The following is a 13,883-nucleotide window of genomic DNA, read 5'->3' as shown; positions in this document are numbered from 1 at the left end:
TGTCGCCGGGGGAATCCATGCTCCCCGGCGACAACACCAATACGATCGACGACGACAATACGATCGACGACACCAATCATCGTGGTGTTATGTGTGTGGCCCGGTCGTGTTTTCTGCACGTTGGGCTTTCCACTCCTCCAGCGCGTGATGTCGACGGCGCTGTAGCTCTTCTCTGATCGCCGCATGCTGAAACCCGTCGGCCACCACCTCTGCACTGGTTATCTGGCTGGCGACGGCAAAAGCGTCACGCAGATAGTCGCCTTGCGGATAGGGCTGTTGTTCAAGCCCGGCGCGCCCGCGTGCATCCGCTTCGCTGGCGAGGATCAATTGCTCCAGCCGCTGGGGTTTACGCCAGACGTCAATCGCGTCAAATAACTTAAGCAGTGTTTTGGGTTGCAGTATCTGCACGGTGTGGATCAGGTCATGGTACTCGGTTACCAGACAGGCCAGGTCGCGCAAGGCATTTGGCACCCGCAAGCGCTGGCATAACGCCTCGACCAGCGGTACACCTGCGGCACCGTGGCCGTGATGGCGCGGCCAGAGTTCAGGCGGTGTCAGCCCTTTGCCAAGGTCATGACACAGTGTGGCGAAGCGGACATCGAGCGCTGGACTAAGACGGGCGGCCATAGCCAGACTCATCATTACGTGGATACCGGTGTCGATTTCCGGATGCCAGGTCGCGGGAGCGGGTACCCCATAGAGCTTATCGATTTCGGGGAACAAGACAGCCAGCGCGCCACAGTCGCGTAGCACCTGAAAATAGACCTGAGGATCTTGCGTGCCGAGGGCTTTTTCCGTTTCTTTCCAGACTCGCTCCGGCGTCAGGAAATCCAGCTCGCCGTTACGGGTCATGGTCTGCATCAGGATCAGGGTTTCTTCGGCAATCTGAAAACCGAGGTGAGCATAGCGGGCAGCAAAACGCGCGACCCGCAGCACCCGTAGCGGGTCTTCACTAAAGGCTGGCGAGACATGGCGCAGGAGCCGGTTTTGCAGATCGCGCTGACCGCCATACGGGTCGATGAGTTGTCCGTTTTCCGCTTGCGCGATGGCATTAATGGTCAGGTCGCGCCGTAGCAGGTCGTCTTCCAGAGTAATGTTCGGTGTCGCCTGACAAATAAACCCGGTATAGCCATTGCCGGATTTGCGTTCAGTACGCGCCAGTGCGTATTCCTCTTTCGTTTCTGGGTGCAGGAATACCGGAAAATCACGGCCAACCTGCTGATAACCTTGCTCTGACAGCATTTCTGGCGTGGCACCGACCACGACCCAATCGCGCTCGGTGACCGGCCTGCCTAACAGGCCATCACGCACTGCACCCCCTACAAGGTAAATCTTCAAACCCGGCTCCCGATGTTTATGCTGTGTCGATAAGTTTAGGCTGTGTCGATAAATGGAACACACGTTAGCGGTAGCCGATAGGGTCGCTAACGGTCACAGAGGTTATTGTTGATTAACTGCTTCCTGAACACAACGGCACATCGGTATAACTGGCGATCCCGTGTTCAGGTCTTACCCCATCCAGCGGTCGTTTTTTTTGCGCCGGGGCAACAGATGTGGCAGCAGCAATCCCAGCAACAGACCACCACCGGCCACGCCACCACCGTACATGAACCACTGCATGATCAGCGTGCGCTGCTTATCGTCCAGTTGCAGGTTGGCGACCTCAAGTTTTTTCTGCGCGACATTCAGTTGCGTTTTCAGCGTTTGGTTTTCCTGCTGTAGCGAGGCGAGAGTACTGTCGCTGCTCGCGACCTTCTGGCGCAGATCGGTGGTGCGCTGGTTCCAGTCCTGGTCAACGCTATTGAGCTTATCTGTCAGGCTTTTTACCTGGTTTTCCAGTTCCGGCACCCGGGTTTTCAGGCTAGGGGTCTGGCTGAGTTGGTCAAGAGGAATCCAACTGGTGCGGCCTTTGTCATCGCGAATCTCGGCGTAATTCGCACTGTCGTTGACGCTAACCAGTGTGACGGCTTCACCGGCATTCAAGGTACCGATGATACGGTATTGATTGCCCGGCCCGCTGCGGGTGTAGGTCACCAGTTCGTCGGAGATATAGCGCTTTTCTTGCGCATGCAGGCTCAACGTGGTGGACAGACCCAGCAGGGCGGTGAGGAAAAAGGATAGTTTATTCATCATATTCAATATATTAAGTTCGCAGGGATTATTTTGCAGGGAGTATAAAGTTAGCGGGCCCAGTCTGACGATGACGTTGCCAAACCTGAATGGGAACTGTCTTAGAACCTATCCTGATGGGCATTGAATCAGGAGGCGTTATCCAGCCATTGCCAATGGCAATCGACAATGAATACACAGCGGTTACACCGGCTTTGCGAGCGCCTTCGCAGGGTATGTGCGCCGCCATGCCGTAAAAGTGGCAACCTGCGATAAAATGTTATTTACTGGCGATATTTCCGTAACACCCGGGCAGTGCGAGACGATGAGCGAAGAGATTGAATTAAAATTTATTATTCACCCTGATGCCGCAGCGGCGATCAGACAAGGGCTGAAAAGCTGGCAGAGCGATGTGGGGCACAGCAACCATCTGCATACGCAGCAACTGGCCAATAGCTATTACGAAACGGCGGATGGCTATCTGCGTCAGCATGGTATCGGGCTGCGTATTCGGGGTGAAAATGGCCGTTATGAGATGACGGTGAAAACCGCGGGAAAAGTGGTGGGGGGGTTACACCAGCACCCGGAATACAACGTGAGTCTGCCGGGGCCTCACCTGGATATTCGCCTGTTGCCGCCAGAAATTTGGCCTGAAGGCTGTGACATTGACGTACTTTCGCAGGCATTGCAACCGCTGTTCAGTACAGATTTTCAGCGTGAAGCCTGGGTGGTGTCTCATCACCAGAGCCTGATCGAAATTGCTGTCGATGAGGGCGAGATCCGCGCCGGTGAGTGTAGCGAACCGTTGTGTGAACTGGAACTGGAGTTGAAAAACGGTCGTGTTGCGGACTTGCTGGCGTTTGCCAACGAATTGGCTGATATCGGCGGCTTGCGACAAGGCAGCCTGAGCAAAGCAGCGCGTGGTTATCATCTGGCGAAAGGCAATCCGGTCCGGCCCTGCCGCGAACTGACATTTCTGCCGGTAGCGCCCAAAATGACGCTTGATCAGGGTATCGCTGCCGGACTGGAGCATGCTTTCAGCCACTGGCAATACCATGAGGAGCTATGGGCGCGTGGTGATGCCACTGCTCGCCCGGCGTTGCTGGAAGCCGGTGCCATGATGCGTGAATTGCTGGTACTGATAGGCGGTGTGGTGCCGCGTAAAGTGACCGCGGAGTTCCGTGCTGCGTTGGGCCATCTTGAAGAGGCGATCGAACGCACGGAAACGGCGGATACGCTCTGCTATAGCGTCGATTACCTGAAGGATAAGCTGATCCTGACCTCATGGTTGGTCAAGCAGGGATGGCACAACTATATGGACAACCGTGAACTGATGCGTCTGCAGAGTTCCTGGAAGCGCTTTGCCGACATCATGATGAGTCGGGGGCTGGCTGAACTGAAAGCGGTATTCAGTCACTCACTGGATGCGTTGCATTACACCCAGCAACTGCCACGTCTACAGCGCGGTGTGTATACCTTTTTGCTACTGGGCGGAAGCTATTCACAAGAGGAGGCGACGCGCTATTTGCAGCCGTGGCGTGAGTTGATGCAACTGATTGAGTCGCTGTCCGTCGGCCAGGTGGTGCCTGGAATGCTGGAGAACAGCCGCAAGCAGGCCCTCGCCCAGCCGCCGTTTTGGCTGCATAGCGGCCAATAGTCCAGACTATCGCCATTCGGGGCGCGCTGGTTCTGGAGCCACCGCCCCGGTTTACCCCGTATTGAGGCTGCCTGACGGGGCAGCTGTGCAAGGATATCGCCATGACCTGTCGTCCCGCATCACTATTTCCGCTCTCTGCATCCTTGACTGAACAGGCTCGCCACGAGGTGGAGCGTGCGTTGAGTGCCGCTCCCACGCCGATAGCCGACGACAGTGCGGCGGCAGTGCTGGCCTGTAGCGAGTTTGTCAGTGAGTCGCTGGCACGTTACCCGGACTGGCGAGAGGAGATAACCCGGCAACCCCCTCAAGCGCAGGAGTGGCAGCACTATGCGCAGTGGTTGTCGCAAGCGCTGGGCGATGTCACGGACGAGGCGACGTTAATGAAGGCGCTGCGTCTGTTCAGGCGTCGTATGTTGACGCGCATTGCCTGGGGGCAATGGCTACAACTCAGTACCACGGACGAGACATTGCAACAATTGAGTGTACTGGCAGAGGCATTGATCGTTGCCGCCCGACAGTGGCTGTATGACGCCTGTTGCCGTGAGTGGGGGACGCCATGCAATGCGGAGGGCGAACCGCAACCGTTGTTGATTTTAGGGATGGGGAAACTGGGGGGCGGTGAGCTTAATTTTTCTTCGGATATCGACCTGATTTTCGCGTATCCCGAAAATGGCCAGACTCAGGGCGGGCGTCGTGAACTGGATAACGCCCAGTTTTTTACCCGTCTTGGACAACGGTTGATTAAAGCGCTGGACCAGCCGACGGTAGACGGGTTTGTGTATCGCGTTGATATGCGTCTGCGGCCGTTTGGTGACAGCGGCCCGCTGGTGATGAGCTTTGCCGCGCTGGAAGATTACTATCAGGAACAAGGGCGTGACTGGGAACGTTATGCGATGGTCAAAGCCCGGCTGATGGGCGGCGATGATGACCATTACAGTCAGGAATTGATCCGTCTGTTACGGCCGTTTGTGTTCCGCCGTTATATCGATTTCAGTGTGATCCAGTCGCTACGCAACATGAAGAGCATGATCGCCCGCGAAGTGCGCCGGCGTGATTTGCGTAACAACATCAAGCTGGGGGCGGGCGGCATCCGTGAAGTGGAATTCATCACCCAGGTATTCCAGTTGATTCGGGGTGGCCGTGAACCTATTTTGCAAGGGCGATCTCTGTTACCGACGCTGGAGCAAGTGGGCGCACTAGGGTTATTGACCCCGGAGCAGGCGACCCGGTTGCGCGAGGCTTATCTGTTTTTAAGGCGGCTGGAGAACCTGCTGCAATCGATCGCCGATGAGCAAACACAAACCTTGCCGGAAGACGCGCTGAATCAGGCGCGGCTAGCATGGGGGATGCGTTGTGACAACTGGCAGCAACTGAGTGAACACTTACATCAGCAGATGCAGGTGGTACGTGCGGTGTTCCATGAATTGATTGGTGATGACGCGCCTGATGGCAGCGAAACCCCGGAACACAGTCATTACAGCAGTTTGTGGCAGGATGGTCTGGAGAGTGCAGAACTGTCGGTGTTGTCACCGCAACTGACTGCCGAAGTAGGTGAGCGTTTACTGATTCGGGTGGCGGATTTTCGTGCCGATTTATCTCGCCGTACGATCGGGCCCCGTGGTCGTGACGTGTTGGATCAACTGATGCCCGCGTTGTTGGCGCAGGCCTGCGGTCATGCCAATGCTGATGTTATCGTAGCGCGCCTGACGCCGTTGTTGCTGGGGATTGTCACCCGTACGACCTATCTGGAGCTGTTGCTGGAATCACGTGCGGCATTAACGCAGTTGATCCGGCTGTGTGCTGTATCGCCGATGATAGCAAGCCAACTGGCACGCTATCCGTTGCTGCTGGATGAACTGCTCGACCCCGCCAGTCTGTATCAACCCATCGCCCTGGATGCTTACGCCGATGAACTGCGTCAATACCTGATGCGCGTACCGACAGACGATGAGGAGCAGCAACTGGAAGCCCTGCGTCAGTTCAAACAAGCACAGCATTTGCGTATTGCTGCTGCCGATATCGTCGGTGCATTGCCGGTCATGAAAGTGAGTGATCACTTAACCTATCTGGCGGAGGCCATCATCGCGGCGGTCGTGCAGCAGGCGTGGAGCCAGATGACAACGCGTTACGGCCAGCCGACCCATTTGCATGCTGAATCCGGGCGAGGCTTCGCGGTTGTAGGGTATGGCAAGTTGGGGGGCTGGGAACTGGGCTACAGTTCGGATCTGGACCTGGTGTTTCTGATCGATTGCCCCGATAACGTGATGACCGACGGTGAGCGCAGTATTGATGGCCGCCAGTTCTACCTGCGCCTGGCCCAGCGCGTGATGCATCTCTTTAGTACCCGTACCTCGTCCGGCATTTTGTACGAGGTGGATGCGCGTTTAAGGCCTTCGGGGGCAGCGGGCATGCTGGTGAGTACCGTGGCGGCGTTTGAAGACTATCAGTGTAACGAAGCCTGGACCTGGGAGCATCAGGCTCTGGTCCGCGCCCGGGTTGTGTATGGCGAGCCTGCCATACAGCAGCAGTTCGAACAGATCCGCCAGCGTATTTTATGTCGTGAGCGTGACGGCGACGCTTTGCGCACCGAAGTACGGGAAATGCGCGAAAAGATGCGTCAGCATCACGCCAGTAAGGACATGGGGTTCGATATTAAAGCGGACGCTGGCGGGATTACCGATATCGAATTTATCGCGCAGTATCTGGTGTTGCGCTATGCAGCACAGGAGCCGCGATTAACGCGTTGGTCTGACAACGTGCGCATTCTGGAATTGCTGGCTCGCCACGGCGTGATGGAAGAGGCTGAAGCTGAGGCGCTGCGACTGGCTTACATCACCCTGCGTGATGAAATCCATCATCTGGCGTTGCAGGAGTTACCCAGTCGGGTCGGACAGGATAGTTTCACCGCCGAACGGCAGCAGGTGTTGCAGAGCTGGAAAACGTGGCTGGAGTAAGGCGCGTGCAAAACGCCCGTCAGGGCGGTGGCTACCCGGTGAGTGTGATAGCTGAGAGTGGTAGTTGTGGTAGTATAGCGCGCGTTAAAATGAACCTGTTTTTGGAGCCAGGGAATGAAAGTAACGCTACCTGATTTTCGCCACGCCGGTGTTCTGGTCGTGGGTGACGTAATGCTGGACCGCTACTGGTACGGCCCTACCAGCCGTATTTCGCCGGAAGCGCCGGTACCGGTGGTTAAGGTGGATACCATCGAAGAACGTCCCGGCGGCGCGGCTAACGTGGCAATGAATATCGCTGCGCTGGGCGCAGGGTCGCGTTTGGTGGGGTTAACCGGTATCGATGATGCCGCCCGCGCCCTGAGCGCCAAATTGAACGAAGTCAACGTCAAATGCGATTTCGTTTCTGTTCCCACTCATCCGACTATCACCAAACTGCGCGTACTGTCGCGTAACCAGCAGTTGATCCGCCTCGATTTTGAAGAGGGGTTCGACAGTGTCGATCCGCAACCGATGATCGACCGTATCCAACAGGCATTGCCGAAAATCGGCGCGTTGGTGCTGTCCGATTACGCCAAAGGGGCGTTGGTGCATGTACAAACCATGATCCAAACCGCCAGAGCTGCGGGTGTACCGGTGTTGATCGACCCGAAAGGTACCGATTTCAATCGTTACCGCGGAGCGACGTTACTGACGCCGAACCTGTCGGAGTTCGAAGCAGTAGCCGGGCGCTGTAAAGATGAAAATGATCTGGTGGAGCGTGGGGCGAAGCTGCTGGCGGAACTGGACCTGTCCGCGTTGCTGGTGACCCGCTCTGAGCAGGGCATGACGTTACTGCAACCGGGTAAAGCGCCGTTGCATCTGCCGACGCAGGCGCAGGAAGTGTATGACGTGACCGGTGCGGGCGATACCGTGATTGGTGTACTGGCGGCGGCGTTGGCGGCGGGTAAACCACTGGAGGAAGCCTGCTTCCTGGCTAACGCGGCGGCGGGTGTCGTCGTGGGTAAACTCGGTACCTCTACGGTTACGCCGATCGAACTGGAAAATGCCATCCGTGGTCGTGCCGATACTGGTTTTGGCGTCATGACCGAAGCGCAGTTGAAAGACGCGGTAGCGCTGGCGCGCCAGCGTGGCGAAACGGTGGTCATGACCAACGGATGTTTCGATATTTTGCACGCCGGGCATGTTTCCTACCTGGCTAACGCGCGCCGCCTGGGCGACCGCCTGATCGTGGCGGTAAACAGTGATGATTCCACCAAACGTCTGAAAGGGCCGACTCGCCCGGTTAACCCGCTGACGCAACGGATGATCGTGCTGGGTGCGTTGGAGGCGGTGGACTGGGTGGTGCCGTTTGAAGAAGACACCCCACAGCGTCTGATTAGCGAAGTATTACCGGATATTTTGGTGAAGGGCGGCGATTACAAACCGGAAGATATTGCCGGGAGCAAAGAAGTCTGGGCCAATGGCGGTGAAGTACGGGTGCTGAACTTTGAGGATGGTTGCTCGACCACCAATATCATCAACACCATCAAAGCCAGAGACTAACGGGCGCACTTATGCTGGAAAAAGAGTCGAAGACGGCCGACGACATCTCGACGGTTGCCGCACAGGTTGAGGCGCTGCGCGCCCAACTGCGCTATCACGAATACAAATACCATGTCGAAGATGCGCCGGAGATTCCCGATGCAGAATACGACACGTTGATGAATACGCTGAAAGCGCTGGAGCAGGCGCACCCTGAGCTGGTCACGCCGGATTCGCCGACTCAGCGTGTGGGGGCCGCGCCGCTGGATGCGTTTGATACCGTCGCGCATGACGTACCCATGTTGTCGTTGGATAACGTCTTTGACGAGGCCAGCTTTCTGGCGTTTTGCAAACGCATCAACGACCGCTTGAAAAATGAGACTGAGCTGGCGTTCTGCTGTGAATTGAAACTCGATGGGCTGGCCGTCAGCCTGTTGTATGAGCAGGGCGTGTTGGTGCGCGCCGCGACACGTGGCGATGGCTCAACGGGTGAAAATATCACCGCGAATATCCGGACTATTGGCGCGATCCCGCTGCGTTTGCATGGCGACAACATCCCGGCCCGGCTGGAAGTGCGCGGTGAAGTGTTCATGAAACACAAAGGGTTTGAAGCCCTGAATGGAGACGCGCGCCGTACTGGCGGTAAAGTGTTCGCCAACCCGCGTAATGCCGCAGCAGGGTCGTTGCGTCAGTTAGACCCGCGTATTACCGCCACGCGTCCGTTGACCTTCCTGTGTTATGGCGTTGGGCTGGTGGAAGGCGGCACCCTACCGGATACCCACTGGCAGCGGTTGATGCAGTTTCGCGACTGGGGTTTGCCGGTCAGTGATCGCATTCGTCTGTGTACTGGCAGTGAGGCGGTGTTGGATTTCTATCGCCAGGTGGAGCACGAGCGCGAAACGTTGGGGTTTGATATCGATGGTGTGGTGATCAAAGTCAACGAGCTGGCCTTGCAGGAGCGGCTGGGCTTTGTGGCGCGGGCACCACGCTGGGCGGTGGCCTTCAAGTTCCCGGCACAGGAGCAGTTGACCTGGTTGCGTGATGTGGAGTTTCAGGTCGGGCGTACCGGTGCGATAACACCGGTTGCGCGCCTCGAACCGGTGGCGGTGGCTGGGGTGGTAGTGAGTAACGCCACACTGCACAACGCCGATGAAATCGAACGTCTGGGGATTCAGATTGGCGATCGGGTCGCGGTGCGCCGTGCCGGTGACGTCATTCCGCAGGTAGTTAGCGTGGTGTTGTCAGAACGCCCGTCAGATGCACGGCCCATCGTCTTTCCTGAGCACTGCCCGGTATGTGGTTCTGAACTGGAGCGAGTAGAGGGGGAAGCGGTGACCCGCTGTACCGGCGGTTTATTCTGCGCCGCGCAGCGTAAAGAGGCACTGAAGCACTTTGTTTCCCGCCGTGCGCTGGATGTGGAAGGGATGGGCGATAAAATTATCGACCAACTGGTCGAGAAAGAGTACGTCAAAACACCGGCAGATCTGTTTCGGTTGGATATCGGTATCCTTACCCGGTTGGATCGCATGGGCCCGAAGTCAGCACAGAATCTGGTGAGTGCGCTGGATAAAGCGAAATCGACCACGTTTGCCCGTTTTCTGTATGCGTTAGGCATTCGCGATGTGGGTGAGGCGACGGCGGCGAATCTGGCATCGCACTTTGGTACGTTAGAGGCGTTGCAGGCGACCGATCTGGACGCATTGCAGCAGGTGCAGGATGTCGGCATCGTCGTGGCGACGCATGTGCGTCACTTTCTTAATGAAGCGCATAACCAGCAGGTCATCCAGGCACTGATCAGCGATGAGGTTGGTATTCACTGGCCGGCTCCGGTGAGAGTGGATGTTGAGGCATCAACGAGCCCGTTTGCCGGGAAAACGGTGGTATTGACTGGCTCATTAAGCCAGTTGTCTCGTGATGAAGCCAAAGATCGTCTCACGGCGTTGGGGGCCAAAGTCAGCGGGAGTGTGTCGAAGAAAACCGATCTGGTGATTGCCGGTGAGGCGGCGGGGTCTAAACTTGCCAAAGCACAAGAGCTTGGTATTGCTGTCATCGATGAAGCGGAGATGATGCGTCTGCTGGGGTAAGTTCATATGGAAAAAGAGGATCTGCTGGCAATTGCCACTACACCGATGCCGTTTGGCAAATATAAAGGACGTATGCTGGTCGATTTACCTGAAGAATACCTCTTATGGTTCGCCCGCAAGGGCGAATTCCCTGCCGGGCGTCTGGGGGAATTGATGCAGATTACCCTTGCTATCAAGATAGAAGGATTGCAGGGGCTGATTAAGCCTTTGCGCCGCCCCTCACCCTGATACAGTAACCTGACAGGTATTGATGGCGCTGGTAATTCGCCGGTGCCGACACCCTTTTTAGCAAATAAAAAAGCATCATGAATCATCAGGATACATGATGCTTTTATTCATACCAGACAATATTCAGACAGCGAAAAGATTAGATGTAAATATTAACGCTGTTTTCATCCGTCGGCATGTTAACGCCTTCTTTCGGTGTAGCCGACTGCATTGCAGAGGCGGCTGACTGCTGAGCCTGTTGTGTTTTCTGCTGCTGCAACTGCTGGATTTGTGCCTGAATCTGTTGGATTTGCGCCTGAATCATCTTTTGCTGTTGCTCAAGCTGCTGGCGCTCTTCATCCGTCTTTGCTTCTGTCGCCTGTTGAGTCAGCTGGGTCGCTTGCTTAGTCAGCGATTGAATTTCCTTGTTTAACTGGGAAATCTGCTGATCAACACTGGCGCTACTGCTGCCTGATGACGCAGAAACGGCTGATGTTGCTGAGCCGATAGAACCTGCCATAAATTCCTCCTGAACATAGCCATAGCGGCTATACCGTTATCGGCATTGCACCGCGATAGCCTTATCGGATTTTCGATTTCCTGACGAAGTATATACAAATATACCGGCATAATAGCGGTTGTTATCGCGCACCTTCAGTGAAATGCGCTGCTACCGGTTAAAGATTGCTCATACAACAATGATTGCCATACATCAACGACTTCTTTCTACCGAATCTGGCGAAAACCTCGCTGACTACAGTGTTGCCGTTGTCTCCCCGGCCTTAAAACGCAAAAGCCCGCTGGGTGGCAGCGGGCTCGGGTAGGCCGTATGTCTGACAGACCGAATCAGATATAGATGTCGATAGCGTGTTCGGCAGAAGGGCGGTTAACCCCTTCAACCGGCCGCACCATCGGTTTGCTTTCCTGCGGCTGTTGAACCTGCTGGTTTTGCAACTGTGCGATCTGCCCTTGCATCACAACGATCTGAGCCTGCATCGACTGTTGTTGCCCGTTAATCGTGGTTTCCTGCTGCTTCTTGGTGCTTTCACCTGATGTTTCAGTAGCTTTCAGACTTTGCAAGTTGCGATCGGAAACCTTTTGTTCCGTATTGGTTTCGACGCTGGTGGATGCTGGCACCGGCATCACTGCAAACGCAGAGCTGGTAATTGGACTCAGCATACATCCTCCTGATTGGGTCGTCTTGGCAGGGGACTGTCCCTGCTATTTCTGTTATCGGCACCTGGTGCGATCTTATGAGTGATTATTAACCAAAACGTGATACCTGGCTACTCTTTGAGCGTGATGATAGGTAAAGAATTGTGTCTGTATACCTGACATCATTTCCCGTAGACGTTAATGGCATCGGTTAATCGCAGCGCCTGTTTGCTGAGGTTGGCGGAGAATTCAGCGGATTGATCGACCATGCCGGTATTGCCGACAGTCATCTGTTCAATTTGGGCGATAGAGCCGTTGATAAGCGACAACGCCTCGGTCTGCTCCCGGGTGGCATTGCTGATTTCGCTAATCATCGCGGCAACCTGCTGCACGTCATGAATGATGTCGTGAATATGTTGACCGGCGTTATCCACCAGTGCGCTGCCGGTTTCAACACTCGCCATATTAGCGTCGATCAACGCCTTGATTTCGCGAGCGGCGGAAGCGGAATGTTGTGCCAGATTGCGCACTTCCGCGGCTACAACGGCAAAACCGCGCCCTTCTACGCCCGCTCGTGCTGCTTCTACTGCCGCATTCAGCGCCAGAATATTTGTCTGAAACGCGATGCTGTCGATGACGCCGATAATATCGACAATCTTGCGGCTGGCGTTGGAAATCGACTCCATCATGCTGACGGTTTCCGCCATGATGTCGCCACCTTTGCGGGCAGAGTGACTGGCGTTTTGCGCCATCTGCGTCGCTTGTGTGGCGGTATCTGCGCTTTGCTGCACCGCTACCGTAATTTGCTCGATAGCGGCGGCGGTCTGTTGCAGATTGGCGGCGGTCTCTTCGGTGCGTACGCTCAGGTTGCTGTTGCTGTCGGCCAGTTGCTGGCTGATGTCGTTAATGCCAGAAACCTGTGTACTGACATCGTTGACCAGCGAATGCAGGTTCAACCCAAACTGGTTGACAACCCGCAGCAATAGCCCGATCTCGTCTACCCGGTTGAGATGGATGCTATCCGCCCGGCGGCCAGACACTACCTGCTGCGCCTGACGCAGGATCAAACGCAGTGGGCGAGCGATTTGTTGTTGCAAAAAGTAGTCCAGCACCACCATGAGCAGGAGTGTCGCGGCAATAGACACGCCCGTGCCGACGCCCAGTAGGGTGAGAGCCAGTGGCACCAGGCCGCCGAACAATACCGCCAGCCGTAATCGCCCGCGTACCGATAAGCGCTGGAATAATGACAATACAGAGAATAGTCCGGTACGAACTACCAGTCCTTTATAAAAACGAAGGTGGCGGGCTTGCTTATTTTGTACCGCTTCATACAACGGTTCTGCCGCCTGAATTTCTGCTGCTTTGGGAGTATTGCGAACCGAAATATAGCCCGTCAGGTGGTTGTTATGATAAACCGGTGTGACATTAGCTCGTACCCAGTAATGATCGCCGTTTTTGCGACGGTTTTTTACCAGCCCGGTCCAACTGTCACCTTGTTGCAGGGTGTACCACATGTCCGCAAAGGCTTCGACGGGCATATCAGGATGACGAACAATATTGTGCGGCGCCCCCATGAGTTCATCTTCATCAAATCCGCTTATACGTATAAATGCGGAATTGGCGTAAGTGATGTGGCTTTTAACATCCGTGGTCGACATTAATGTTGTGTCGTCATCCAACAGGTGTTCCTGTTGTGTAATAGGTGTATTAACCCTCATTGGAAACCCCGATGCTGTGTGTCAGTAATATGTCATGAAAATAAAGAGCCAACGTGTGAGTGTGGCCTGATTAATCACACCGGTTGAAAACCTGCCTTTCGGGCCTTTTGGTGCAGTCCGCGTGTTGTCTGGCTGCAACAGGGCACCCGTCAGGAGAGATCATTAACGGTGTGTAAGATCATCATTTTTGTTTTTGAAAATGGTTAGAGGGTACGAAAAAAAGGGCGCTTTAAACGAGAAAGCATCCCTAAGTAAAATTATTCCTTTTTTTGTAGGGAGGAATTTATGCTTTGGGTCTTTGTGTTGTCAATGAAATCATTTTTTGAACAGCACTTTTTTTATCTTCTTTGTGTTTATTAAATGTTGTTCGATTTTTTCTTAAAGATGACATCACAATAAAAACGTTTTATTAACATGAGTCACGAAAACAGTCCTCCTGAAATGGAGTGAGATTGCATTACTTATTTAGGGGTATTGA

The 13,883-nt window shown here is 55.0% G+C and carries 10 protein-coding genes; 5 read left to right on the top strand and 5 right to left on the bottom strand.

Translation table 11 applies throughout. The features are described from left to right. Positions 1 to 87: 87 nt before the first annotated feature. Positions 88 to 1,338 (bottom strand): multifunctional CCA addition/repair protein, encoded by a 1,251-nt coding sequence (locus tag FAZ14_RS05510; protein ID WP_016940442.1) that lies wholly within the window; start codon positions 1,336 to 1,338, stop codon positions 88 to 90. A gap of 171 nt (positions 1,339 to 1,509) precedes the next feature. Continuing rightward, positions 1,510 to 2,130 carry a TIGR04211 family SH3 domain-containing protein gene (locus tag FAZ14_RS05505; RefSeq protein WP_016940441.1) on the bottom strand — a complete coding sequence of 207 codons (621 nt, stop codon included), beginning with the start codon at positions 2,128 to 2,130 and terminating at the stop codon, positions 1,510 to 1,512. Between the two features lie 304 nt (positions 2,131 to 2,434). On the opposite strand from FAZ14_RS05505, the gene FAZ14_RS05500 reads away from it, so the two are divergent. The 5 genes from FAZ14_RS05500 (at position 2,435) to FAZ14_RS05480 (ending at position 10,553) form a co-directional block, all read left to right on the top strand. Beyond that, positions 2,435 to 3,766: a CYTH domain-containing protein gene (locus tag FAZ14_RS05500; protein ID WP_029456138.1), complete on the top strand. Its 1,332-nt coding sequence runs from the start codon at positions 2,435 to 2,437 to the stop codon at positions 3,764 to 3,766. A gap of 101 nt (positions 3,767 to 3,867) precedes the next feature. Beyond that, a complete protein-coding gene (gene glnE, locus FAZ14_RS05495; RefSeq protein ID WP_038925808.1) occupies positions 3,868 to 6,720 on the top strand; it encodes a bifunctional [glutamate--ammonia ligase]-adenylyl-L-tyrosine phosphorylase/[glutamate--ammonia-ligase] adenylyltransferase in 2,853 nt (950 codons plus the stop codon). Positions 6,721 to 6,834: 114 nt separating this feature from the next. Next, positions 6,835 to 8,262, top strand: a complete 1,428-nt coding sequence (gene hldE / locus FAZ14_RS05490) for a bifunctional D-glycero-beta-D-manno-heptose-7-phosphate kinase/D-glycero-beta-D-manno-heptose 1-phosphate adenylyltransferase HldE (protein ID WP_016940438.1) — start codon at positions 6,835 to 6,837, stop codon at positions 8,260 to 8,262. 11 nt (positions 8,263 to 8,273) lie between these two features. After that, positions 8,274 to 10,325 carry an NAD-dependent DNA ligase LigA gene (gene ligA, locus FAZ14_RS05485; RefSeq protein ID WP_050567064.1) on the top strand — a complete coding sequence of 684 codons (2,052 nt, stop codon included), beginning with the start codon at positions 8,274 to 8,276 and terminating at the stop codon, positions 10,323 to 10,325. A 6-nt stretch (positions 10,326 to 10,331) separates the two neighbouring features. Beyond that, a complete protein-coding gene (locus tag FAZ14_RS05480; RefSeq protein ID WP_016940436.1) occupies positions 10,332 to 10,553 on the top strand; it encodes a DUF3820 family protein in 222 nt (73 codons plus the stop codon). Between the two features lie 139 nt (positions 10,554 to 10,692). Here FAZ14_RS05480 and FAZ14_RS05475 read toward each other — a convergent pair whose 3' ends face one another. The 3 genes from FAZ14_RS05475 to FAZ14_RS05465 all read right to left on the bottom strand — a co-directional run bounded on the left by FAZ14_RS05475 (position 10,693) and on the right by FAZ14_RS05465 (position 13,405). Further along, entirely contained in the window at positions 10,693 to 11,052 is a 360-nt protein-coding gene (locus tag FAZ14_RS05475; protein ID WP_016940435.1) for a FlxA-like family protein, read from the bottom strand. Between the two features lie 326 nt (positions 11,053 to 11,378). Next, positions 11,379 to 11,711, bottom strand: a complete 333-nt coding sequence (locus FAZ14_RS05470; RefSeq protein WP_016940434.1) for a FlxA-like family protein — start codon at positions 11,709 to 11,711, stop codon at positions 11,379 to 11,381. Positions 11,712 to 11,869: 158 nt separating this feature from the next. Continuing rightward, the gene (locus tag FAZ14_RS05465; RefSeq protein ID WP_016940433.1) at positions 11,870 to 13,405 is read right to left on the bottom strand and encodes a methyl-accepting chemotaxis protein; all 1,536 of its coding nucleotides are present in this window, start codon (positions 13,403 to 13,405) and stop codon (positions 11,870 to 11,872) included. Positions 13,406 to 13,883: the final 478 nt, after the last annotated feature.

The organism is Dickeya oryzae, from assembly GCF_009372235.1.
Lineage (GTDB): Bacteria > Pseudomonadota > Gammaproteobacteria > Enterobacterales > Enterobacteriaceae > Dickeya > Dickeya oryzae.
Note: the sequence above shows the minus strand (reverse complement) of the source record. Positions and strands in the feature narration are given on the sequence as shown.